We start from the raw sequence: 22,833 nt of genomic DNA, 5'->3' as shown, positions 1-22,833 counted from the left end.
GTGTATACGTAACGTGAACACCTTGCAAAATTGAACACCGGCCGTAAAAATCTCCCGTGTTCAGAAAATAAGAATGTATACGGCCCGTGAACATCAAAAATAATTGAACACGCGCGTTGCAACCACTGCCGACACGGCTCCAGCCCGCGAGCCCTAAACGTTCGAACCTGGCTTCAGAACTTATGGCGCAGTGCGACCCGCATGGCAACCTGATTCCCCGTCGACGACGGCGCCTGCACGCCCGGAATGAACGCGTTATCGAGAATCGAATTCGTCGAATCCCCCGCGACCTTCTGATATCCGCCCTGCACATAAACGTCCGTGCGCTTCGACAGGTTGTAATCCGCCATCAAACCGACCGAGTGAATCTTCGGCTTCACGCTGCCAGTCGACGCGTCGTAATTCTCCATCGTGTACACATACTGCGCGCCGACAAAGAAGGCCGGCGTGAACTGATATTTGCCGTTCACTTCGAAGTTCTGGTACTTCAACGTGTTCAACCTGACGCCGGCCGCCGCCAGCGGAATGCCGATATAGCCATTGCCGGTCGGGTCCTGATAGTTCGAATTGGTGTATGCAAACCCGGCGGTCGCCGAACCGAAGGTGTAGTTGATGCCGCCGCCGAACACCCGCATGCGCCCGGCGATGAAGCTCGCGTCGTTCGCGGTGATCGCCCCGCTGGACCCTGCACCCGGATTGTTCGCCTGTAGATACGCGGCCGCGATCAGCAAGCCGCCGTTCGCATACTGGCCGCCGAAACTATAGGCGCGGTTGTTGGCGAAGTTCGTGTCGTTGCTGAAGCTGTATACGCCACCGAACTGGAAACCCGCGATCGCCGGACTCGCGTACTTCACGCTGTTGCCGAGACGGAATGAGTTGTCGGTGTTGTCGTTGTCGTACGGATGCGCAAACAGGTAACCGGCCCAGTTGCCGTTGGCCGTGGTCTGCGCGAGGTAGTCGACCACCGAGTCGTACTGGCGCCCGAGCGTGACCGTGCCGAACCGGCTGCCGCTCAAGCCCACATAAGCCTGGCGGCCGAACATGCGGCCGCCCTGGCCGAGCCGCCCCGAGTTCACGTCGAAGCCGTTTTCCAGCTGGAATACCGCCTTCATCCCGCCGCCCAGATCTTCCGAACCTGTCATGCCCCAGCGGCTGCCTTGCGCATAGCCGCTCGCCATTTCCCAGACCGCGCCGCGCCCGGCGTTGTTGGTGTAGTCGATACCTTCATCGAGCACGCCGTACAGGGTCACGCTGCTTTGCGCGAAGGCCGACGGGACCGCCAGCGAGGCGAGTGCGGTGAATGCAGCGGTGGCGATGACATTCTTTTTCATTGTGAGCTCCAGACGTTGGTAATGAGCGGTCCGAATGGTTCGAGAGGGGTCGAACCGGCCCGGAAGGCCGCTGCTTTTAGGCAAAGCCCGGATTCTGCTATTCGAGATGGGAATCGCGTATGAGGCACATCCCTGGATAAACGTGATTTTTTCGAATGTTTGTCCCGCGAATTATTCGCTTGTGAGGTGCCGTGCCGCGGAGAAAAATTGGGTCCATGCACCTTTGGCATGAAGGCGATTGCCGAAGGCCATGCGCCACTGCACCAGATCTACAGGACGACATGCGACTCGATCGGAATTTTGTTAACGGCCGCTTTATCGATGCGGCAAGCGACGAGCTCATGGCCGTCATCAACCCGGCTACCGAAGCCGTGATTGCCCACGTCACGGGCGCCACCGAGGCCGAGGCAATGGCCGCGGTCGAGGCCGCCGCAGCCGCCCAAAAGGGCTGGCGCAAGCTGCCTTCGGCCGGGCGCGCGGTGTATCTGCACAAGCTCGCCGACGCGCTCACCGAAAGCGCGCCCGCCATCGGCGCGGCGCTCGCATTGGAGTCGGGCAAGAGCGTCGCCGACTCCATTAATGAAGCGATTTACGCCGGCCAGATCACCCGCTATCACGCCGAATGGGCGCGCCGTATCGAAGGCGAAGTGATCCCGAGCGACACGCCCGACGAAAATCTCGTGCTGCATCGCGAGCCGATTGGCGTGGTCGCGTGCCTGATCCCGTTCAACTACCCGGTCTATACCTTCATGCGCAAGGTGGCGCCCGCGCTGATCGCCGGCAACACCGTGGTGGTGCGCCCGAGCAACAACACGCCGACTTCTGCATTTGAAATCGCGCGCGCCGTTGAGAAAGCAGGGCTGCCCGCCGGCGTCGTGAACATTCTGGCGATGAATCATGCCACCGCCGAAGCGCTCTGCACGCATCCCAAGGTCGGCATGATCACGCTGACCGGCAGTGTCGGTGCGGGCCGCAAGGTGCTCGACTACTGCAAGGCGAACATCGCCAAGCCGTCGCTCGAACTGGGCGGCAAGACGCCCGCCATCATCGAGGCGGATGCCGATCTGGAGAAGGCCGCGCGCGATCTGGTCGCATCTAAAACCACGCACTGCGGGCAGCTTTGCACGGCGATCGAACGCGTCTACGTGCAGGAAAGCGCGCATGACCGTTTCGTCGCGCTGCTGAAGAAGCACATGAGCGCGGTGGAAAGCGGCGATCGCAGCAAACAGCCGTCGTTGATGGGGCCGCTCGTCAATGAAGCGTCGCGCCAGTCGATTCACGGCATGGTCGAGCGCGCGATTGCCGCGGGCGCCACGCTTGAAACCGGCGGCAGGCTGCCGCAAGGCAAGGGCTTCTTCTATCCGGCTACGGTGTTGTCGAACTGCCGTCAGCACATGGAAATCATCCAGGAAGAAACCTTCGGTCCGATCATGCCGGTGGTCAAATACCGCACGCTCGACGAAGCCCTGGAGATGGCCAACGACCATCAGTTCGGTTTGTCGTCAGTGCTCTACACAGAGAACTACCGCAGTGCGATGAAGATCGCGAACGGCATCGAGGCAGGCGAGTTGTATGTGAACCGCACGCCGGCCGATCCGTATCAAGGTTTCCACGCCGGCTGGAAGTGTTCGGGTCTCGGCGGCGACGACGGCAAGCACGGCATGCTCGAATTCACGCAGACCCGTCTCGTGGTCATGAAGTACTGAAACAGACGCGGTGCGCGCCGTGCCATGTGATTGATCGCGATGGCGCGCAGCTCTTTTGAAACTCGCGAAAACCCGCAGCCAGCACGCTGCAAATCCATAACAAAGCAGATTGGAGACCCGGCTTGGCGCTGTGTCTCTCAGGAGCGCTCACGTGTCATCTCAACCCGTTCAATCCGCCGCTTCGCTCGCCTCGAGCGCCGCGGAAACCGCGTTGCAAAGCAACAAGGCGCAACGCTATATCCAGCTCATGTTGCTGGTGCTGGCGGCCGGCGCGATATACCCGATTCTGTATCTGCGGCAGGTCTATCAGCCGACGATGCTCGAAGTGTTTCACATCACCGATAGCCAGCTCGGCTATCTGTATTCGTCGCTCGGCACGATCTTTCTGTTGAGTTATCTGCCGAGCGGCTGGCTCGCCGACCGGATCGCACCACGCCTGTTGATCTCTTTTTCGCTGATCGCAACCGGCGCGCTCGGCCTGTGGTATTCGACCGCGCCGTCGTTCCATGTGTTGATGCTGATCTTCGGTGGCTGGGGGGTGTCGACCGGTTTGACCTTCTGGGCTGCCATCATCAAGCGCGTCACGATGATCGCCGGCACGCACGAGCAGGGCCGCTTCTTCGGTTTGCTCGACGGCGGACGCGGCTTGATCGAAGCCATGCTCGCGACCATCGCGATCACGCTGTTCGCGTGGTTCACGCAGACCAGGGGCGAGCCGGTTGCGGCGGGTTTCAAGCTGGTCGTCTACATGTACGCATTTCTGTGCATCGCGCTCGGTGTGGTGCTCGCGCTTGTCAAAGACCCGCAAGGCGTTGAAGACGCCGCCGCCAACCGTGCAGCGAAGAAACGCCGCAACGTGCTGGTCGATCTGAAAACGCTCGCCTCGATTCCCGAGTTGTGGCTGGTCGCGGCCATCGTGTTCTGCGGCTATCAGGTGTTCTGGGCCACTTACAGCTTTTCCGCGTATCTGCATGAAGGCGAAATCGGTTTGACGGTAGTGATGGCCGGCACGATCACCACGCTCAAGCTGTGGATGCGGCCAATCGGCGGCATTGGCGGCGGCTTTCTCGGCGACCGTTATTCGAAGGTCTCGGTGCTGGTGATCGCGCTCTTCCTCGCCGCGCTATCGCTGCTCGGTCTGATGGCGGCGCCGCGTATCTCGAGCCACGTACTGCTGGTGTTCCTCGTGCTCTTCATCGGCATTCTGACTTACGCGATTCGCGGTCTGTACTGGGCGCTGCTGGATCGCTGCAATATCCCGCTCGAAACGATGGGCCTCGCCATTGGCCTGATCTCCGTACTCGGCTATTCGCCCGACGTGTTCCTGCCGTTGATCAACGGCTATCTGACGCAGAACTTCCCGGGCGTCTTTGGTTACCAGCTTTACTTCGGCTATGTGGCCGGAATGGCGGTGCTCGGCGGCTTTGCCGGCCTCGCGCTGCGAAACATGCTTAAAAGAAAGGGGTTGCGTAAATGAAAGTCGTCTCGCTGGAAACGCATATCGTCGCCGTACCGCCGCCGCACGTGGGCGGCATGTACTGGATATTCGTCAGGCTCAAGACCGATTGCGGTATTGAAGGCGTCGGCGAAATCTATTCGGCGACGTTTCATCCGAAGGCGATGACTCACATCATCGACGATGTATTCGGCCGCTATCTGCTCGATAAGGATCCGCATCATATCGAACGGCTCTGGCGCGAAGCGTATTCGAGCGGCTTCACGCAACGCCCCGATCTGACGATGATGGGCGTGGTCAGCGGGCTGGAAATGGCGTGCTGGGACATCATCGGCAAGGCGGCGAACAAGCCGGTGCACGAGCTGCTCGGCGGCATGGTGAACCCGCGTCTGCGCTCGTACACGTACCTGTATCCGAAGAACAGCCGTGGCGAATACGACTACGACGACCCCGATCTCGCCGCCGAATGCGCGGTTGAAAACGTGAAGCGCGGCTTCACCGCGGTGAAGTTCGATCCGGCAGGCCCCTACACGGCTTATTCGGGCCATCAACTGTCGATGGAAGTGCTCGACCGTTGCGAGACTTTCTGCCGCCGCGTGCGCGAAGCGGTTGGCAGCAAGGCCGATCTGCTGTTCGGCACGCATGGGCAGATGGTGCCGTCATCGGCCATCCGGCTTGCCAAGCGGCTCGAGAAATACGATCCGTTGTGGTTCGAAGAACCGGTGCCGCCGGGGCAGGAAGGCGCGATGGCGCAAGTCGCTCGGCACACGAGTATTCCGATCGCCGCGGGCGAGCGCCTGACCACCAAGTATGAGTTCTTCAAACTGCTCGAAGCGGGCGCGGCGTCGATCTTGCAACTGAATGTGGCGCGCGTGGGCGGCTTGCTCGAAGCGAAGAAAGTCGCGGCGATCGCCGAGGTGTATTACGCGCAGATCGCACCGCATCTGTACAACGGGCCGATCGGCGCGGCCGCCAGCATTCAGCTCGCCGCCTGCACGCCGAACTTCCTGATCCAGGAAAGTATCGGCACGTGGGATGGTTTTCATGCGGCGGTGTTGAAGAAGCCGATTCAATGGGAAGACGGCTACATCATTCCTGCGCGGGAGCCGGGCCTGGGCGTCGAATTGAACATGGACGTCGTCCGGCAGCACACGCCGTACACCGGCGAGCGTCTGCATCTGCAAATGGCGGCACAACCGGCCGACGTGAAAGACCTCGCGCCGGCCAGGGGTTGAACCGCGCCTGAACCTGCCGGGTTCTGACGGAGGGTTTCAAGTCGTGGGTTTCAAGCTGCGAGTTTCAACCTGTTTCACGCATTCAATGGATTGGGCGCCGTCGGGCGACATAAAGCATGAACTACGATTACATCATCGTCGGTGCGGGTTCGGCGGGCTGCATTCTCGCCAATCGCCTTTCGGCGTCGGGCCAACATTCGGTGCTGCTGCTCGAAGCGGGTGGCAAGGACAGCTCGTTCTGGTTCAGGATTCCGGTCGGTTTCACCAGGACGTACTACAACGAAACCTACAACTGGATGTACTACAGCGAGCCTGAAAAGGAACTCGGCAACCGGCCGGTCTATTGTCCGCGCGGCAAGGTGCAGGGCGGCTCCGGTTCGATCAACGCGATGATCTACGTGCGCGGCCAGCCGCATGATTTCGACGACTGGGCTAGAGCGGGCAACAAGGGGTGGGCGTTTCGCGACGTGCTGCCGTATTTCCGCAAGCTCGAGTCGCATCCGCTCGGCAACACGGAATATCACGGTGCGGACGGCCCGATCCGTATCTCGCCGATGAAGGACGCAGTGCATCCGATCTGCCGCATATTTCTGAAGGGCTGCGACCAGGCCGGCTACCAGCGTAGCGACGACTTCAATGGCGCGCAATTCGAAGGCGCGGGCATCTACGATGTGAATACGCGCAACGGACAGCGCTCGTCGAGCAGCTTCGAGTATCTGCATCCAGTGCTGACGCGCGAGAACCTCACGGTGGAGCGCGACGTGCTGGCAAGCCGCGTTCTATTCGACGGCAACCAACGGGCAATTGGCGTGAGCGTGACGCAGAACGGCGCGGCGCGGCAGTTCATGGCAAACCGGGAGGTGATTTTGTCGGCGGGCGCGGTCGATTCGCCGAAACTGCTGCAACTCTCGGGCGTGGGCGATAGCGCGTTGCTGACGAAGCATCGCATCGCGATGGTCAAGGAACTGCCCGCTGTCGGGCAGAATCTGCAGGATCATCTGTGCGTGAGCTTCTACTATCGCGCGAACGTGAAGACGCTGAACGACGAGCTGCGACCGTTGCTCGGCAAGCTCAAGCTCGGCCTGCAGTATCTGCTGACGCGCAAGGGGCCGCTCGCGATGAGCGTGAATCAGTCGGGTGGGTTCTTCAGGGGCAATGATCGGGAAGTGCAGCCGAATCTGCAGTTGTACTTCAATCCGCTGTCATACCGGATTCCGAAGAGCAACAAGGCGAATCTCGAACCCGAACCGTATTCGGGCTTTCTGCTCGCATTCAATCCGTGCCGGCCGACGAGCCGCGGATCGATCGAGATTGCGTCGAACCGTGCGGAAGACGCTGCGAAAATCCGCATCAACGCGTTGACTACGGAGAAGGATATCGACGAAGTGATCCAGGGTTGTGAACTGGTGCGCAAGGTGATGGCATCGCCGGCATTGAAAGAGATTACGATTGAGGAGATTTCGCCGGGGCCGCACGTGAATACGCGTGAAGGCTTCCTGCAGTATTTCCGCGAACAATCGGGTTCGATCTATCACTTGTGCGGCTCGTGCGCGATGGGTGACGATCCGCGCACCTCGGTGGTGGATGCGCGTTTGCGAGTGCACGGCATTGCGGGCTTGCGCGTGGTCGATGCGTCGATCTTCCCGAACATCACCTCCGGCAATATCAATGCGCCTACGATGATGGTGGCGGAGAAGGGCGCCGAGATGATTCTCGAGGACGCCGTTGCCGAAGCTGCCTTTGAACAGGAAGCGGTGGCGCTGGCTGACATTGTCTGACGGGCGGAGAGTTGTAGGTAGAAGGTATAGGCAGAAAAAACGCGCTGGCGCGATGCAATCGGCGCGTTTTTTTGCGTCACGCAGGACGGCTCTGACGTGATTCAAATGGAACCATGCGTCACTCGGACACCTGGAACTCAGGCGAATTTCGCCCGTATCGTCCGGCTTCGCCCAACTGTGCGGACTTCGACGAATCGACTGCACGTTCGGTCAGCCAGATTTCCTGGTGCAGCCAGTCGCGAAACAGCGCGACGTGTGGCAACTCGTCCTGTTCCGCACGCGTGACGAGCCAGTACGACTGATGGCCGTCGACATGCACATTCAGCACTTGCACCAACTGGCCCTCCGCCAGCTCACGCCCGATCATGTGACGATCGGCGATGGTCACGCCAAGGCCATCAATAGCGGCGCGGATCGCGTGATCGAGCAGATCGAATTCGTAGCCGCCGCGGGTATCGACGTTTTTGATGCCGGCCGCCTTCAGCCAGTGCTGCCAGGTCAGATAACGCTGATCGGCGCTCGCGAGCACGTGCAGCAGCGTGAACTGATTCAGATCGATGTCCGCGCCGCCGGCCTCGCGCGCGAGCAACGCGGGTGCGCAAACGGCGATATGTCGCTCATTCATTAGCAGACGGTTGTCGAAACCTTCCCACTCACCGTTGCCGAAACGGATCGCGCAATCGAGCACGCCGGATTCGGCGAGCTTGTCGTCGACACGCGTGGACAGGCTGAGTTCGAGATGTGGATGCGCTTCACGCAGACGCCCTAGACGCGGCATCAGCCAGCGGCTCGTGAAAGTGGGTGGGGCGTTGATGCGCAGGCGATTACGGTGGGTTTTTTCCTGCAGGCTGCGGACCGTCATTTCAATGCGGTCGAATGACTGTTGCAGCGCTTGCAGGAGGACGCGGCCTGCGGCCGAGAGTTCGAGGTGGTGATGATGACGCTGCAGCAGCGTCTCACCGAGTTGCGCTTCGAGTTGCCGGACTTGCCGGCTGACCGCGCTTTGCGTGACGTTCAGCAGCTCCGCGGCGCGGGTGAAGCTGCCCGTGCGGCCAGCGACTTCGAAGGCTTTTAGCGCGTTCAGCGCGGGCATTTTGCGTTTCAAGATTGATCACCCAAAGGTAGGCTCACGCGCGGTGTCGCGGGGGCCTGGTATTTTACTCGGGTCAGTGATCAACCCTGGACCGGCGCTGATACGCAAAGATCCCCTTCGATGGTGGCAGTTTGCTACCGAAGGGGACCGGTTACTCTGGGTCCAACAGGTCAGGCATTCTGGTTGCGCGTGGTGAGAGCCACTGGCATATCAAGGAAACGTACCGCTGTAAGGCGCTGACGGGAACGCTATCAATAGGCAATGCAAACAGACTTGCTCTCGGTATAAGTATCGATAATCGCCTTCCCGTGTTCGCGTCCAATTCCCGACGCCAATCAGCAGACGACGCTTGCCGACAGCAGCGCCAACGGTCATGCGAATGACCAGTTGGCGGGCGGCAATCCGGTGCCGTCGCGTTGGGGCTTGATGAGCACTGACGACATCGGCGGCGGCACCACGGTGAACTTCACCTTGGAGAACAGCTTTCTGAGCGGTAACGGCGCGGTGTCCAGCTTGTCGAAGCGGACGGCGGTCTATGCGGTGGCGATCGGCCAGAAATCTTCCGGCGTGGGGTTGGGGATCAATCCGTCGACGGGGCAGACGGAAAATCTGGCGCAGATTCCGAATATCGTCAATTCGGATACGGATAAGCAACTCGCCGTGATCGTCGGCGTGCGGCACAATTTTTGATCCGCCTGCGCGGCGTTGGCAATCAGATCGACGCAGAGAGACCGACGCGGAGATCGAGAGCCGGCGCCGCCCGGCGAACCCGCAACGTGCAACGCGGAAAAGACGTTAATCCGCCAACCGCTTGTCGGCCAGCGCGCTCTGGCAATCCGCCAGCACCTGCTTTACCAGCCGCGCCTGAGGGTCAAGTTCGTCCGTATCGAGAATTTCCTCGACGGCGTCGCGCGCCCAATCGGCATCGACAAACTTCGCGTGCCGCCGCGCGATCTCCAGCGCGGTTGCCGACAACCTGGCGATACTCAACCAGTCTGCCTCCCGCGACCGGCGGTCGAGCCATTTATGGGCGGCCTGCACGTGAAACGTCGCGTCAGGCCAGTCCTCGTTCAGATAATAAGCGCCAAGGCAGCCGCATGTGAGCCAGCACAACAGCTCCAAACGGTCCCGTGGACTCAGATGATGGCGTACATCACTCATGGCGACGCTCGCTGCTGTAATTTGCGTTCCAATGAGGGCGGCAGGCCGCCCCCCGCTTCCGTTACACAATATCACGCAGAATTCGCGAGCGGCAATTGCTGACTCACCCTATGCGCTCCGCACCACACACGCCACGCAGCAAGCCGCAGCGGCGCGGTTCCGCTAGCGCGTCGCGACGATAAACAGCCGCGGGAACGGCAGCAGCACGGTGCCGTCGGCGAGAGCCGGATAAGCTCGCGCGACCACATCCCGGTAGCGTTGCAGGAAGGGCGCTTTCTCACTGTCGTCGAGCGCGTCCAGGAAGGGTCTCAGTGCGCTGCCCTTGAACCATTCGACCACTGCGTCCGCGCCGCCCGCCAGCGGGTGATAGTAGATGGTGCGCCACACGTCGACCCGCGCGCACAGCGGCACGAGCCGCGTGTAGTACCAGTCGGCGCCGTGGCGCATGGTGCGTTCCACGCCCTTCAGCTTGTCCGCCCACGGCCCGTCCGACGCGATTTCGCGCAGCAGACGGTGCGCGGGTTCATCGAGGTTGTCCGGCATTTGCACGGCGAGATTGCCGCCCGGCGCAAGTTTGTTCACGAGCGACGCAAACACCTGCTCGTGATCAGGCACCCACTGCAACACGGCATTGGCGAGGATCAGGTCGTAAGACGCCGTGGGGGCCCACGTCGTAATGTCGCTCACGTCGAACTGGAATTGCGGCAGCCGCTTACGGGCCGCCTCGATCATGTCGGCGGAACTGTCCAGGCCGCTGACCGTTGCCCCCGGCAGGCGCGCCGCCAGCGCTTCGGTGGAATTGCCGGGACCGCAGCCGAGGTCCACCGCCGTACGCACTTCGGTTGCCGGAACCGCCGCCAGCAGATCCCTGACCGGACGCGTGCGCTCGCTTTCGAACAGCACGTACTGTTTTGCATTCCAATTCGTCGATGAAGTCATGTCACGTTCCTTTGTCTTGACTGCCAGTCCCTACGGGCGCTGAGATCACAAACCGCTTGCCGCGAGGTCAGATCCGGCCTGATCGCGCATCGCACGCCGGTCGCGTCACGCTGCGTTCTCTCGGCACGAAACGCCCGATCGTCAGCCATTGCCGCAGTGTTTCGTAGGTCTGGGCCTGCAGCGTGTGATGGCGCGAAGTTTTCATAAAGCTCGATGCGGGGGCCGCAAAAAATTGCAGAAAGACCGCAAAAAGACCGACATTTTAGCGCTGTCCGGGCTCGACCAGCGTCAATCCGAAAACGCTCCAGTCAGTTCGGCAACGCAGGTATCGAACGCGGAAATAAGTCTGTCGACATGCGCCGCCGACGTGTCGGGGTACACCAGGATCATGGTGTGAACGGGGTGATCAGCACGCCGCAATTGAGCAGGTACGATTGAGCAGGTATAAGTGCACGATATGTTCCAGTCGAGCGTTGCGCGGATCGCGTTCATTGCCAGCAGGTTCGACGAGATTTGATCAAATCCTCGCACGGAATCGGCTTTTGGGGAAATTTGATCAAATTTATGCCAGGCTATGGCACCCTCGCGACAAGCGCTGGCGTGCTCCGTACCCACGGGGCGAATTTGAGCATCGCAGCGGTTTCGAGCAGCGGCATCCCGAGGAGACAATCCATGTTGACTGTGTATAGCGATCGGCACCGGCTGCACCATGGCCACGCTGAATTGATCGACGGCGAAATGAAGCCTTGCTTCGAGATGCCGAGCCGCGCCGATTTCATCCTGGAACGGGTGCGCGAAACGCGGCTCGGCGAAGTGATCGCGCCCGCCTCATTCGGACTCGATCCGGTGCATCGGATTCACGACAAGGGCTTCATCGCGTTTCTTGGCAGCGCCTGGGAGGAATGGAGCGCACTCGGCCGCAAGCACGACGCGCTGCCGCTCGTGTGGCCGGTACGCGGTATGCGCCAGGACCGCGTGCCGGAAGATATCGACGGCAAGCTGGGCTACTACGCGATGGATGCGGGCGTGCCGATCACCTCGGGCACCTGGACGGCCGTGCGCGATGCGGTGAACGTCGCGTTGACCGGCGCACGCCACTTGAGCGACGGCGCGCGCGGCGCATTCGCGTTGTGCCGGCCGCCTGGGCACCACGCGGCGGCGGACTATATGGGCGGCTACTGCTATATCAACAACGCGGCGGTGGCGGCGCAGTCATTGCTCGATGCGGGCGCGAAACGCGTGGCGATTCTGGATGTCGACTATCACCACGGCAACGGCACGCAGAGTATTTTCTATCATCGTCCGGACGTCCTGTTCGCGTCGCTGCATGGCGACCCGCGCACCGAATATCCGTTCTTTCTCGGCCACGCTGACGAAACCGGCACGGGTGCCGGCCTCGGCTATAACGCGAACTTCCCGTTAAAGCCGGGTACGGCGTGGGCGGACTATACGGTGGCGCTCGACGCGGCTTGCGCGCGCGTTGCTGACTACGCGCCGGATGCGTTGGTGGTGTCGCTCGGTGTCGATACTTTCGAAGAAGACCCGATTTCGCAGTTCAAGCTGCGCAGCGACGACTATCCGCGCATCGGCGAGGCGATCGGTCGATTGGGAAGACCAACGCTGTTCGTGATGGAGGGCGGCTACGCGGTCGCGGCGATCGGTGTCAACGCGGTGAATGTGCTGACGGGGTTTGAATCGGTGTGAGGCGCCATCCCTGAACGCTATCTCCAGTTCGGCGAGCTGGCCCAATTCGGAGGACTAAAACTGTATCTGTCCGCTTGCTCGAACCATCGATACCCTACGATTCGTAGCCGGATTCCCGGTGAAATTATCTACAGCGACTGAAGAGCGGCCACGATCCCATGCTCCAGATACTAGGTAAAGCCTCATCCATCAACGTCCGCAAAGTACTGTGGGCATGTGCCGAACTCAACCTGCCATTTGAACGGGAAGATTGGGGTTCCGGATTCAAGACGACCGACGCGCCTGAGTTCGTCGCGTTGAATCCCAACGCGATGGTTCCGGTGATCAGGGACGGTGAGTTCGTGCTGTGGGAATCCAATTCGATCATCCGCTATCTGGCTGGCCGCTATGACGGCGAGTTTCTCTATCCGGGCGATCCTTGCGAGCGCGCGAAGTGCGATCAATGGATCGACTGGCAGGCGAGCGAGATGAACCGGGCATGGAGTTACGCGTTTCTTGCGCTGGTCCGGCGCTCGCCGGCTCATCAGGACCGACAGCAGATCGAGCTGTCGTGCGCGAACTGGGCAAAGCATATTGCGATCGTCGACAGGCAACTGGAGGCAACCGGTGCCTTCATCGCTGGACCAAAGTTTTCGCTCGCGGACATTCCGATCGCGCTGTCGATCAACCGTTGGCTCGAGACGCCTTTGCGACATACCGATTTTCAAGCGCTGACGGCCTACATGGAGCGTCTTGCCGCGCGCCCGGGCTACCAGGCGTACTGCCGCAACGGCACGCCGTGAACAGCGCATTCGTGCTGCATTCGTCACGCTATAAGGTCATGGTGGCGGCTCCGGTGGTGCGGGCTTCATTCGACCGAAATTCTTTCAAACTGTATTCTTGATGCTTACAAAATATTTAAAAAATCTGAGCACCGGGCGTTTGTGCGCACAATGATCCGACTCACCTACAATGGCCGCTTTTGCGACACAGATTGAAGGTTCAAAGATGCGGGTATCAAAATTTGCACTGGCTTTGCTTACGGCCGGTTTCACGCTCAATGCAAGCGCCGAGATGACGGCCTCGCAATACAAGCTCTGGGCTCATACCGACAACAACTCGGTCTACGCGGCTTACATTACCGGCACGATCAACGCGCTGGGGTGGGCGAACGGGGATCTGGTGTCGAAGAAGCGTCCGCCGCTGTTCTGCCCGCCGGAAAACCTGGCGATCGGCAATCAGAACGTCTATCCGTTGCTCGATCAGTTTTTCACCAACCATCCGGGCATCTCGGACGACTTTCCGGTCGGCCTCGCTATTCTGCGCACGCTGCAGGCGGCGTTTCCCTGCTGATCCTGGAGCACCGGGACGACTTCTTGCCGACGCTGTCTCGCGACCGCCGTCGGCAGCCCGGCGGTTCGATGCGGCTCAATGCTGCTCGACGAACTCGACCACCTCGCCGTTATCGCGCTTCAGAAAGATCGCGTCGCCCTTGATGCGGATTTCATTGCAGGAGCTGCCGATCTTGCGGCCTTTACTGCACACCTTGCCGTCTTCCGCTTTCCATTCGCCCTTGTCCGTGAAGCCTTTGTTGGTGCTGAAGTCGAATGCGCCGTCGGTGCTGTATTGGACGTGCCAGAGGCTCCCGTCAGCCAGTTTGATGTTGAAGGTCTTGCCGGCGAGCCGTTGCTGAATGTCGGAGGCCGATGCCGCCGCGGCATCGGCGGGGAATGCCGTTGAACCGGTGGTCTGCGCCATCGCAGCGAGAGCCGGCAGCATCATGACGGCAAGAACGAGCAGGGATTTCATCGAGTGTCTCCGCGTTATTGGCAACGACTGGCTTTCGGACGGCATTTTGGAAGGAAATGGGCCACTGTCCGCTGGCCGACGCTACACCGCTCGCATGGATCGATGTGTGGCATAACGTACAGACCGGCGCCGATTCAACTGAAACGCGCCGGCTCGTCCATTCACGACACCGTGCCAGTCACGACGTCGCAAGCGCATCCCGCTTGTCGTTCCTCGCAAAGGCGTTTTCCACACCAGGCAGAATCTCGACGATTTCGAAGAAGCGGTCCCAGAACGGCGTCTCACGCAACGCTTCAACCAGCAGTTGGTACGCGTGATGGCTCGTCGCGTCCCACACCCAGATGTCCGTCACCCGCGCCGAATAGAACTCGACGTCGTAGAAACGCAGGCTGACCTCATCGGCATGCGTCTCGAGGATCGGCTCGATATGTTCGCGCAGCAGGCGAAAACGTTCGTCGATAGAAAAGCCGAGCCATTCGGGCGTTGTTTTGACAAGCATGAATACGGTCAATACGGTTTCTTTCACAGATGAAGTCATGTCGTTGGATTCCAGTCGATGGCTGAGCGGTCGCTGAGGTTTCGCGAAACAGGTTTAGAATACGAGCGATCGCTCACATTCAAAACTCGCATTTCGGCCATGTCCAGATCGACTGCAGCGCAACGCCTGAAACCCCGTAAAGCGCCGGTTCAGCGGCGTTCGGTACAAACCGTCGAAGCCGTGCTCGAAGCGGCGGCTCGCATTCTGGAGACGCATGGCCTTGCTGCGTACACCACCAACGCGGTCGCCGAGCGAGCCGGCGTCAGTATCGGTTCGTTCTATCAATACTTTCCGAATCGCGACGCGTTGACGGTCGCGTTGATCGAACGGGAAACCGCGCAACTGATGGCGGACATCGAATCGGCAACGTTGGTGGAGCATTCGCGTGGCTGCGTGCTGGCGATGGTGCGCGCGGCGGTAGCGCATCAGATGCGCAGGCCGGTGCTGGCGCGCATCATCGATTTCGAGGAACGTAGATTGCCGCTCGGCGAGCGTGATCGGCGGGTTGCCGACACGATTCATGCGGCGCTTGTGGCGGCGCTGACCGGCAAGCCCGAAGCGCCCGATCTGGAAGATGCGCATCTTGTCGCGCACGATTTGCTGGCGATCGTGCACGGCATGGTCGACGCGGCGGGCGAGCGCGAGGAACGCGACGCCGCGGCGCTGGAAGTGCGGGTGATGCGCGCTGTAGATGGCTACGTGGCGCTGTCGCGGCGGGGGACAGAGCGCGGCGACTCCTTGTAGCGGGCGCGAGCCTGCGGGGCTCGCTAACGCAACAATGACCGAACCGGACCGGCCCGTGTGGCCCGGCTAACTCAACATGGTCGGAATTGGACCGGCGTACGGGGCCGCAGAGCCCCGTGTGCAAACATCAAAGTTGCACGAGCCTGGGAATCTGCACGTCCGGATTGACGTCGGCTTCGTAGTCCACGCCGGCGATCTCGAATCCGAAGAGGCGCAGGAAGTCGGTCTTGTAGCCGCTGAAGTCAGTGAGTTCGTAGATATTGTCGTTGGTCACCTGGCTCCAGAGTTCCTGGACGCGGCCTTGCACCTCGGGATCGAGTTCCTTGTAGTCGGCGCGCAGACGGCCTTCTTCGTCGAGCTGCGGCGTGGCGCCGTACAGGCTGTCTTTGTAGAGCCCGTAGACCTGTTCGATACAGCCTTCGTGCGTGCATTTTTCCTTCATCACCTTGAAGAGCAGCGACAGGTACAGCGGCATCATCGGGATCGCGGAGCTCGCTTGCGTGACGACCGCCTTGAGCACCGAGACGCGCGCATCGCCGCCTTTGGCCGCGAGTTTCTCGCGGATCCCGAGCACCTTCTGGTCGAGATCTTTCTTGGCCGCGCCGATCGAACCGTTCCAGTAGATGTCGCGCGTGATCTGTTCGCCGAGATAGGTGAAGGCGGTTGTCTTCGCGCCGTCGGCGAGCACGCCCGCTTCGAGCAGGGCGTCGATCCACATTTGCCAGTCTTCGCCGCCCATCACCGCGACGGTGTTGTCGATTTCAGCTTGCGTGGCGGGTTCGAGGACCGTTTCCTTGACGACTTCCTTGTCGGTGTCGATGCCGCGCAGGTTGACGGCCTTGCCGATCGGCTTCAGGGTCGAGTTGAACACTTCGCCGGTTTTCGGGTGCGTGCGCTTGGGCGCCGCGAGACTGTAGACGACGAGGTCGACCTGACCGAGATCGCGCTTGATGACCTCGATGGTGCGTTGCTTGACTTCGTCGGAGAAGGCGTCGCCGTTGATGCTGGTCGCGTAGAGGCCTTTTTCCGTGGCGAATTTTTCGAACGCGGCGGTGTTGTACCAGCCTGCGGTGCCTGCTTTGGTTTCGCTGCCGGGGCGTTCGAAGAACACGCCGAGAGTGGCGGCGTCGGCGCCGAATGCCGCGCTGATGCGCGCGGCGAGGCCGTAGCCCGTGGATGCGCCGATCACGAGCACCTTCTTCGGGCCGTTGGCGATGGGACCGCGTGCCTTGACGTATTCGATTTGTTCCTTGACGTTGGCTTCGCAGCCGGTCGGATGGGTCGATACACAGATGAAGCCACGCACGCGCGGTTTGATGATCATGAAGCACCTCTTGTCGGAATGCCGACATTATAGTGGGGTTGGGTTTGGGCCTGTTCGGCGGTTTTTTTTGGGGATGCCTGCGGCGGTTGGGGGACTTGGTTGCCTATGGCGTTGGGGGGCTTGATTTGTTTGCCCGCGCGGTGCTTCTGGGTGTTTGCCTTCGTGGTGCTTGTTGGATGGTTGCCTACGGTTTTTGGCCTTTCCTTGATTTGTTGGTGGTCTATTAGCGTTGCCCCTGTGCGGGGCGGCACTTACTTTCTTTGCCGCCGCAAAGAAAGATAAGCAAAGAAAGCGGCTCACACCGCCAGCGCATAAGCGGGTCCCCCGCACAGTCGCGGTAGTGGTGCATCTGGAATCCGTGTTCTCGCACATTTGGCGTGAGTGACAAAGGGCTCATCAGCGCCCACTCCGCACTGCGTGCGTCGCGGATGAGTCTGCCTGGAAAACCAGGGGCTTCGTTTGGGGACGGTGGGGGCGATGTGTCGCTACACTCATTGGTGGGGCATCCCCGCTTCGAATGGAATGCGGTGCTGGCGCGTTGGCGGATTCAGGTCTCGTCGCGCGGCAAGATCGATGCTCTGAGCCGAGGAGCGCGGCAATCGTTGCAATGAAGCTCGAGGACCGAACCTTAAGCGAGATTGCACTGGCGGAAACGCTGGGTGTTGCATTGACCGGTTGAATCCGCCCTGGCTTTGCAGCGCTCGCGCAGCGCAAGCTTCTGTGATTGCACTGAGTCTGAATCGACGCCCTCAAAAACACCCAGGATGGCGCCGGCCAGGCGAGCTCCTCATTAAAACTGCGCAAACAAGGTATGGCGGATTAAACCGGTTGTCACAGTTCATGCATATGTCTCCTTGCGACTCAAAGACACGCGCCGTGCCATCCGATCGGGCACTACACTGGAACAACTAAATCAGAGCTAACCGCGATTTTCAGCGCGAGCTTCTAAACACGTTTGACTCCAGGGAGTTCGCAATCCCACGACCGTTCCGATCGAGAATGCCCTCAGACAGGAATTGAAATTCCGTTTTTCTACAAACAGCAATTATCGGTAGCTACGATGTTGTGCAGTACATATTGTTTATTGAGCCATGTACCGTTCGGGACAGAAAGATACGCCGCTTTTTAGTCGTGGTGAGAATAGCTGAGCTACCGCGACGCCATATCGTCGAGATGATGTGATGCGAGTCGCTGAGTGGCCATTTTTTGAAAATTTAAGGAGTGTCTCGTGCTCGGTCTGATTAATGGTTTTGCAGATGGATTCGTGGCAACGCCCGTAATCGAGGCCTGTCGTCGGCACTCCCTGTTTGAGATTCTGGATGGTCATGCGGCTCTGACAATGGAGCAATTGGCCTTAGCAACCCGCGCAAATGACGGACAACTGCGAGTCGCCATGCGGTTGTTACTGGAGTTGGACTGGGTGGAACCGGTAGGGAGGGATACCTACCGGGCGATGTCTGCAGTGAAATCGGCATCGCGGTTGCCCGCTGACATTGGCGAGTTGATGCATTTGTCGACTAGTGCTGTATTCCAGGATCCGGCGAGCGTGGCATTGCGGAAATGGTTGGAACGTTCCATGAGCAATTGGGGCGACGTGGGGGAGCCTATGGCCGGATTGTTGACTGGAGCGTTACTGTCCCCGTTGCTGGTACAGATCGATCGCTCAGGAGGCGCGGCGGTATTGGAAGCGAAGACACATCCGGAGGTTTCGCCCGCTTCTCAGGCGATGCTGCGCCGTTATTTCGAAGCGCGAGGCTGGGGGAGTGTGGAGGGTTCAGATTTCAAGCTGAACGGTGCCGGTCAGTACTTGCTCAAGAACGGAGCTATCGCGCGTCAATCAAGATGAGAACAGCGCGTCAATCAGGATGAGAACTGGCGTGGCGGCAGCGGTGGAGGGCGTAGCCCGGAAACCGCTGCCGCCACGCCGCGCCGAACAGTCCCCCCGTCGTCGGGGAGCCTTGTCGGTGGTCGCGGTGGATCGGGTATGAAGGAACCTTCCATTTCACGGGAGGCTACGGTGCCCGGGCGTCACGTCAACGACCACCAGATGAGGCTCTATATGAAGTACAGAAGCAAGGAACAACCGACCAGGGCAGGCGCACGCGCCGGGTTCAGCGCCGCCACTGCCTATCGCATCGAACAGGACCCAAGACCGCCATCGAAGAAGAAGGCGCCACGCACGCGTCGCCGTGCTGATCCCCTGGCAGCAATCTTTGACGCCGAGATCGTCCCGCTGCTCCAGTCCGCTCCCGGCATCCGGCCCGTGGCCGTACTGGACGAGATGCTTCGGCGCCATCCAGACCTCCCGGGCAACGTGCGTCGCACGCTCGAGCGGCGTATTCGCGACTGGCGGGCACTCCATGGCGAGGAGCGTGACGTCATGTTCCGCCAGGTGCACGAGCCCGGTCGCCTCGGATTGTCCGACTTCACCGAGATGGACAGCCTGGGCGTCACCGTGGCGGGTGTCGCGCTGGACCACCGTCTGTATCATTTCCGGCTGGCCTGCTCGGGCTTTGAGCACGCTCACGTCATCCTCGGCGGCGAGAGCTATGTCGCGCTGGCCGAAGGGCTGCAGAACGCGTTGTGGGTGCTCGGTGGCGCACCGCGCGAGCACCGCAGCGACAGCCTGTCGGCGGCGTTCCGCAATCTCGAACGCGAAGCGCGCGACGATCTCACCACGCGTTACGAAGCGCTCTGTGCTCACTACGGAATGCAGCCTACGCGCAACAACCGCGGCGTTGCCCATGAGAACGGCTCCATCGAGAGCCCTCACGGCCACCTCAAGAACGCGGTGCGTGATGCGTTGCTTTTGCGCGGCAGTAAAGACTTCGACGACCTCGATACCTATCGCCGCTTCATCGACGAGCACGTCTGTCGCATCAACGCGCGCAATGGCAAGCGCATTGAGGCCGAGCGCCCGCAGCTTCAGCCACTGCCGCCGCAGCGCACGACGGACTACGAGCAAACGCGTGTGTACGTCAGCTCCACCGGCGGCTTTGTCCTGCGCAAGGTGTTCTATACCGTCCCGTCCCGGCTGATCGGTCATCGACTGCGCGTGCGGCTGTATGACGACCGGCTGGAACTGTTCCTGGGCAGCACCGCCCTGATGACGCTGCAGCGCGGCCGTCCGGGTCCCAGTGGCAAGCACGGCCACATCGTCAACTACCGGCACATCATCCACGCGCTGCGCCGCAAGCCCATGGCGCTGCTCAACCTGGTCTACCGCGATCAGGTCTTTCCGCGTGAGGCCTATCGATTGACCTTCGAACGCCTGTGCGAGCAACTGCCTGAGCGTGCGGCATGCAAGACCATGGTTGAACTGCTCAGCCTGGCCCACGAGCGCAACTGCGAGGCACAACTGGCGCAGGCACTCGAGCAGTGCCTGGCCGACGGGCAACTGCCCGATCTGCACGCGCTGAGTTCCCGTTTCGAAGCGAAACCCGCGAGCCTGCCGCAGGTGAACGTCCAGCTGCCTTCGTTGCGCGACTACGAGGCCCTGCTTGGCCTGCAAATGGAGGTGGCAGCATGAATCACGAATTCGACGCCACCCGCCTGTCGCTGCTGCTCAACGATTTGCGGCTGCCCGCCATCAAGCAGATCTGGTCGAGCTTTGCCGAGCGTTCCGACACGGAAGGCTGGCCCGCGGCGCGCCTGCTCATGGCGCTGGCCGAACACGAGATCGCCGAGCGCGATCGACGTCGCATCGAACGTCACCTCAGGGACGCCAGGCTGCTGCCGGGCAAGACGCTGGAGAACTTCGATTTCGACGCGGTGCCGATGGTGTCGAGAGCGCACGTCTCGGCGCTTTGCGCTGGCGACGGCTGGCTGCGCAACGGCGCCAACCTGATTCTTCTGGGGCCGTCCGGAGGCGGCAAGTCGCACTTGTCGTCGGCCATTGGACTGAGCCTGCTGGAGAACGGCTGGAAGGTCCTGTTCGCCCGTACCACCGATCTCGTGCAGCGGTTGCAGGTCGCACGCCGCGAGCTGTCGCTGGAGTCCGCCATCAACCGGCTGGATCGATTCGATCTCCTTATTCTGGACGACTTTGCATACGTCAGCAAGGATCAGGCCGAGACGTCGGTGCTGTTCGAGCTCATCAGCGCCAGGTATGAGCACCGCTCTCTTTTGCTAACTGCAAATCAACCATTTGGCGAATGGGACCGTATCTTCCCCGACCGGGCCATGACGGTAGCCGCCGTCGACCGGCTGGTCCATCACTCCACGATCTTTGAACTGAACGTCGAAAGCTACCGTAGGCGTACCGCCCTCGAGCGCAAGCAGCAGGGACCGGGACGCCCGGCCAGTATCGCGACACCAAACAACGTCGGCGTGCCGCCGCGCCCGGAGGATCAGCAATGAAGCACAACGCACATCTGCAGCTCGTAACGCGTGACGATACATCCGACAGTTCGACGACGAAGCCCATCGCACGCACGGCCGCACAACGGCAACGCGCATACCGCTTACGCCGCAAACGGGCCGTTATAGACGCCATTGGTGAGGAAGCCTGCGCGTCACGCGTTACGATGCTGGCCCTGCTCGGCGAAGGCTTGGCGGCATTGGATAACAGCGACACTTCGACAAGGCTCATTGAGAGCAAACGCCACTGCGTAAGGCGTGTGCTCCAGGCCATCGTCACGCGTTACGCAATCGATCTCACCGACTGACGCGCTGTTCTCATCCTGATTGTCGCGCGGCACAGAATGCCTGCAGCGTAACGCGTTGCGCTGCAGGCTCTGCCCGGCGACGGCTTGGCGGCATTGGACGCCGGCGACATTCCACGATGCTCATCGAGATCAAACGCGACAGCGTAAAGCGTGTGCTCCAGGCCATCGCCACGCATTACGCAATCGTCCTCACCGGCTCGGGCGCCGTTCTCATCCTGATTGTCGCGCGGCACACGCGCGCCAGCGTCAATCAAAAACTGCGCGTCAATCAATAAACGCTTGTCAGCGCCAATCAACATCGGCATCATCAACCCCGCCGCGACATTCTCATCCTGATTGTCGCGCGTCTCTCATCCAGATTGTCGCGCCACAACGGAGCGGCGCTCGGGACTGTGGTGTCCTATCAGCCAATGTTGGCACGCACGGAAGAGTTGCTATTTGGACATGCCGTAGAGGTGTTCGGTCGGGATGCGGAAGGGCACGAGCGCCATATCGATCGCCAACTGAACGTGACGTGCAGCGGCTTTCAGCATCGTTGGTATTTCGAGGCGTTCAGCGATCTTATCGTGGATCTGTTTGATCGAGAGGCACTCGATGCGCAGCCACGTTATATCGCCGACATGGGGTGCGGCGACGGGACGTTGCTGCGCCAGATCTACGACGTGATCCAAACGAGAACAAAGCGCGGGAAGGCGTTGGAGAGTCATCCGTTGTTGTTGATTGGTGCGGATTTCAACGAACGTGCGCTGGAGGTGGCCTCTCGAACTCTGGCGGGCCTGCCCCACTTCCTCGTGGTGGGCGATATCGGCGATCCGCACGGATTCATCGAATCCTTGAACGATCGCGGGATAACGGACCCAGAGAAGATTTTGCATATCCGTTCCTTTCTGGACCATGACAGAGACCTACGCTCTCCGCTAGACGAAGAGGCAGTGGTGCAAAGGGGCAATTTTCCCTTCACAGGCGTGTACGTGGACCAGGATGGCAAGAGTATCGAGCCGGCATCCGCGTTGCAGAGCCTGGTGGAGCATCTGGAACGCTGGCGAGAGGTGACGTCGCAGTATGGGTTGGCAATGCTTGAAGTGCACTGCCTGAGTCCGCAAATAGTGCGCAGGCTGGGGAGTCGAACCGGTGCCCTCCACTTTGATGCTTACCACGGTATGTCACGGCAGCACCTGTTTGAGGCTCCTGTGTTTTTGATGGCTGCGGCCGAAGCGGGGCTATACCCAGAACGAGTATCTTTTCGGCGGTTTCCGCGCGCGGCGCCTTTTACTCGTATCACGCTGAATCGGTGGCTCGCACGTCCCTATCGGATACGGCATCCGGTTGAGGCTGATATCGCCCGTTTGCGAGAGTTGGAGCAGATCTG

21 protein-coding genes and 1 pseudogene are annotated in these 22,833 nt (G+C 60.6%); 15 read left to right on the top strand and 7 right to left on the bottom strand.

The features are described from left to right. Positions 1-173 precede the first annotated feature (173 nt). Positions 174-1,331 (bottom strand): porin, encoded by a 1,158-nt coding sequence (locus tag P0D84_RS09885; RefSeq protein WP_408335496.1) that lies wholly within the window; start codon positions 1,329-1,331, stop codon positions 174-176. A gap of 281 nt (positions 1,332-1,612) precedes the next feature. Here P0D84_RS09885 and aldA point away from each other — a divergent pair, with 281 nt between their 5' ends. The 4 genes from aldA (at position 1,613) to P0D84_RS09865 (ending at position 7,506) form a co-directional block, all read left to right on the top strand. Next, a complete protein-coding gene (gene aldA, locus P0D84_RS09880) occupies positions 1,613-3,037 on the top strand; it encodes an aldehyde dehydrogenase (RefSeq protein ID WP_408335493.1) in 1,425 nt (474 codons plus the stop codon). A 151-nt stretch (positions 3,038-3,188) separates the two neighbouring features. After that, positions 3,189-4,514, top strand: coding sequence for an MFS transporter (locus tag P0D84_RS09875; protein WP_408335490.1), 1,326 nt, complete (start codon positions 3,189-3,191; stop codon positions 4,512-4,514). Next, the gene (locus tag P0D84_RS09870) at positions 4,511-5,728 is read left to right on the top strand and encodes a mandelate racemase/muconate lactonizing enzyme family protein (RefSeq protein ID WP_408335488.1); all 1,218 of its coding nucleotides are present in this window, start codon (positions 4,511-4,513) and stop codon (positions 5,726-5,728) included. Before P0D84_RS09875 ends, P0D84_RS09870 begins: the two co-directional genes overlap by 4 nt. Positions 5,729-5,844: 116 nt before the next feature. Continuing rightward, the gene (locus P0D84_RS09865) at positions 5,845-7,506 is read left to right on the top strand and encodes a GMC family oxidoreductase (RefSeq protein WP_408335485.1); all 1,662 of its coding nucleotides are present in this window, start codon (positions 5,845-5,847) and stop codon (positions 7,504-7,506) included. A gap of 118 nt (positions 7,507-7,624) precedes the next feature. Here P0D84_RS09865 and P0D84_RS09860 read toward each other — a convergent pair whose 3' ends face one another. Beyond that, positions 7,625-8,599 carry a LysR substrate-binding domain-containing protein gene (locus tag P0D84_RS09860; RefSeq protein WP_408339754.1) on the bottom strand — a complete coding sequence of 325 codons (975 nt, stop codon included), beginning with the start codon at positions 8,597-8,599 and terminating at the stop codon, positions 7,625-7,627. A gap of 426 nt (positions 8,600-9,025) precedes the next feature. Here P0D84_RS09860 and P0D84_RS09855 point away from each other — a divergent pair, with 426 nt between their 5' ends. Next, entirely contained in the window at positions 9,026-9,289 is a 264-nt protein-coding gene (locus P0D84_RS09855; RefSeq protein ID WP_408335482.1) for a hypothetical protein, read from the top strand. A 105-nt stretch (positions 9,290-9,394) separates the two neighbouring features. On the opposite strand, the gene P0D84_RS09850 is transcribed toward P0D84_RS09855, so the two are convergent. After that, complete coding sequence (locus P0D84_RS09850) at positions 9,395-9,760, bottom strand: hypothetical protein (RefSeq protein ID WP_408335479.1); 366 nt, start codon at positions 9,758-9,760, stop codon at positions 9,395-9,397. A 162-nt stretch (positions 9,761-9,922) separates the two neighbouring features. Further along, entirely contained in the window at positions 9,923-10,699 is a 777-nt protein-coding gene (tam, locus tag P0D84_RS09845; protein WP_408335476.1) for a trans-aconitate 2-methyltransferase, read from the bottom strand. A 672-nt stretch (positions 10,700-11,371) separates the two neighbouring features. Between tam and P0D84_RS09840 the strand changes: the two genes are divergently transcribed. The 3 genes from P0D84_RS09840 (at position 11,372) to P0D84_RS09830 (ending at position 13,735) form a co-directional block, all read left to right on the top strand. Continuing rightward, positions 11,372-12,403, top strand: coding sequence for a histone deacetylase family protein (locus tag P0D84_RS09840; protein ID WP_408335473.1), 1,032 nt, complete (start codon positions 11,372-11,374; stop codon positions 12,401-12,403). A gap of 158 nt (positions 12,404-12,561) precedes the next feature. Continuing rightward, positions 12,562-13,185: a glutathione S-transferase family protein gene (locus P0D84_RS09835; protein ID WP_408335470.1), complete on the top strand. Its 624-nt coding sequence runs from the start codon at positions 12,562-12,564 to the stop codon at positions 13,183-13,185. Between the two features lie 205 nt (positions 13,186-13,390). Further along, the gene (locus tag P0D84_RS09830; protein WP_408335467.1) at positions 13,391-13,735 is read left to right on the top strand and encodes a hypothetical protein; all 345 of its coding nucleotides are present in this window, start codon (positions 13,391-13,393) and stop codon (positions 13,733-13,735) included. Between the two features lie 75 nt (positions 13,736-13,810). On the opposite strand, the gene P0D84_RS09825 is transcribed toward P0D84_RS09830, so the two are convergent. Beyond that, complete coding sequence (locus tag P0D84_RS09825; protein WP_408335464.1) at positions 13,811-14,191, bottom strand: hypothetical protein; 381 nt, start codon at positions 14,189-14,191, stop codon at positions 13,811-13,813. A 178-nt stretch (positions 14,192-14,369) separates the two neighbouring features. Beyond that, positions 14,370-14,729 carry a darcynin family protein gene (locus P0D84_RS09820; protein ID WP_408335461.1) on the bottom strand — a complete coding sequence of 120 codons (360 nt, stop codon included), beginning with the start codon at positions 14,727-14,729 and terminating at the stop codon, positions 14,370-14,372. 99 nt (positions 14,730-14,828) lie between these two features. Between P0D84_RS09820 and P0D84_RS09815 the strand changes: the two genes are divergently transcribed. Next, positions 14,829-15,473 (top strand): TetR/AcrR family transcriptional regulator, encoded by a 645-nt coding sequence (locus tag P0D84_RS09815; RefSeq protein ID WP_408335458.1) that lies wholly within the window; start codon positions 14,829-14,831, stop codon positions 15,471-15,473. Positions 15,474-15,600: 127 nt separating this feature from the next. Here P0D84_RS09815 and fabV read toward each other — a convergent pair whose 3' ends face one another. Further along, positions 15,601-16,797 (bottom strand): enoyl-ACP reductase FabV, encoded by a 1,197-nt coding sequence (gene fabV, locus P0D84_RS09810; protein ID WP_408335455.1) that lies wholly within the window; start codon positions 16,795-16,797, stop codon positions 15,601-15,603. 1,228 nt (positions 16,798-18,025) lie between these two features. Between fabV and P0D84_RS09805 the strand changes: the two genes are divergently transcribed. The 6 genes and pseudogenes from P0D84_RS09805 to P0D84_RS49050 all read left to right on the top strand — a co-directional run. Further along, on the top strand, positions 18,026-18,643 hold the full coding sequence (locus P0D84_RS09805; protein ID WP_408335452.1) for a hypothetical protein: 618 nt from the start codon (positions 18,026-18,028) through the stop codon (positions 18,641-18,643). A 171-nt stretch (positions 18,644-18,814) separates the two neighbouring features. Then, on the top strand, positions 18,815-20,326 hold the full coding sequence (gene istA / locus P0D84_RS09800) for an IS21 family transposase (protein ID WP_459252211.1): 1,512 nt from the start codon (positions 18,815-18,817) through the stop codon (positions 20,324-20,326). Further along, a complete protein-coding gene (gene istB / locus P0D84_RS09795) occupies positions 20,323-21,156 on the top strand; it encodes an IS21-like element helper ATPase IstB (RefSeq protein WP_115531504.1) in 834 nt (277 codons plus the stop codon). The genes istA and istB overlap by 4 nt, the downstream gene beginning before the upstream one ends. After that, positions 21,153-21,464 (top strand): hypothetical protein, encoded by a 312-nt coding sequence (locus P0D84_RS09790; RefSeq protein ID WP_096509064.1) that lies wholly within the window; start codon positions 21,153-21,155, stop codon positions 21,462-21,464. Before istB ends, P0D84_RS09790 begins: the two co-directional genes overlap by 4 nt. Before the next feature lie 116 nt (positions 21,465-21,580). Further along, on the top strand, positions 21,581-21,739 hold the full coding sequence (locus P0D84_RS09785) for a hypothetical protein (protein ID WP_162826291.1): 159 nt from the start codon (positions 21,581-21,583) through the stop codon (positions 21,737-21,739). 135 nt (positions 21,740-21,874) lie between these two features. Continuing rightward, a pseudogene (locus tag P0D84_RS49050) lies at positions 21,875-22,693 on the top strand (AprA-related methyltransferase); the annotation flags it as partial. Between the last annotated feature and the right edge of the window lie 140 nt (positions 22,694-22,833).

The sequence above is a fragment of the Paraburkholderia sp. RL17-337-BIB-A genome (assembly GCF_046025895.1).
GTDB classification, from domain to species: domain Bacteria; phylum Pseudomonadota; class Gammaproteobacteria; order Burkholderiales; family Burkholderiaceae; genus Paraburkholderia; species Paraburkholderia fungorum_C.
The sequence above is the reverse complement of the archived record's forward strand: the minus strand, read 5'-3'. Positions and strand labels throughout refer to the sequence as shown.

Excerpts from the sequence above, each read along its gene's own strand:
- P0D84_RS09885 (WP_408335496.1), bottom strand. The coding sequence starts at position 1,331 with ATGAAAAAGAATGTCATCGCCACCGCTGCATTCACCGCACTCGCCTCG.
- aldA (WP_408335493.1), top strand. The coding sequence starts at position 1,613 with ATGCGACTCGATCGGAATTTTGTTAACGGCCGCTTTATCGATGCGGCA.
- P0D84_RS09870 (WP_408335488.1), top strand. The coding sequence starts at position 4,511 with ATGAAAGTCGTCTCGCTGGAAACGCATATCGTCGCCGTACCGCCGCCG.
- P0D84_RS09865 (WP_408335485.1), top strand. The coding sequence starts at position 5,845 with ATGAACTACGATTACATCATCGTCGGTGCGGGTTCGGCGGGCTGCATT.
- P0D84_RS09860 (WP_408339754.1), bottom strand. The coding sequence starts at position 8,599 with ATGCCCGCGCTGAACGCGCTAAAAGCCTTCGAAGTCGCTGGCCGCACG.
- P0D84_RS09855 (WP_408335482.1), top strand. The coding sequence starts at position 9,026 with ATGAGCACTGACGACATCGGCGGCGGCACCACGGTGAACTTCACCTTG.
- P0D84_RS09850 (WP_408335479.1), bottom strand. The coding sequence starts at position 9,760 with ATGAGTGATGTACGCCATCATCTGAGTCCACGGGACCGTTTGGAGCTG.
- tam (WP_408335476.1), bottom strand. The coding sequence starts at position 10,699 with ATGACTTCATCGACGAATTGGAATGCAAAACAGTACGTGCTGTTCGAA.
- P0D84_RS09840 (WP_408335473.1), top strand. The coding sequence starts at position 11,372 with ATGTTGACTGTGTATAGCGATCGGCACCGGCTGCACCATGGCCACGCT.
- P0D84_RS09835 (WP_408335470.1), top strand. The coding sequence starts at position 12,562 with ATGCTCCAGATACTAGGTAAAGCCTCATCCATCAACGTCCGCAAAGTA.
- P0D84_RS09830 (WP_408335467.1), top strand. The coding sequence starts at position 13,391 with ATGCGGGTATCAAAATTTGCACTGGCTTTGCTTACGGCCGGTTTCACG.
- P0D84_RS09825 (WP_408335464.1), bottom strand. The coding sequence starts at position 14,191 with ATGAAATCCCTGCTCGTTCTTGCCGTCATGATGCTGCCGGCTCTCGCT.
- P0D84_RS09820 (WP_408335461.1), bottom strand. The coding sequence starts at position 14,729 with ATGACTTCATCTGTGAAAGAAACCGTATTGACCGTATTCATGCTTGTC.
- P0D84_RS09815 (WP_408335458.1), top strand. The coding sequence starts at position 14,829 with ATGTCCAGATCGACTGCAGCGCAACGCCTGAAACCCCGTAAAGCGCCG.
- fabV (WP_408335455.1), bottom strand. The coding sequence starts at position 16,797 with ATGATCATCAAACCGCGCGTGCGTGGCTTCATCTGTGTATCGACCCAT.
- istB (WP_115531504.1), top strand. The coding sequence starts at position 20,323 with ATGAATCACGAATTCGACGCCACCCGCCTGTCGCTGCTGCTCAACGAT.
- P0D84_RS09790 (WP_096509064.1), top strand. The coding sequence starts at position 21,153 with ATGAAGCACAACGCACATCTGCAGCTCGTAACGCGTGACGATACATCC.
- P0D84_RS09785 (WP_162826291.1), top strand. The coding sequence starts at position 21,581 with ATGCTCATCGAGATCAAACGCGACAGCGTAAAGCGTGTGCTCCAGGCC.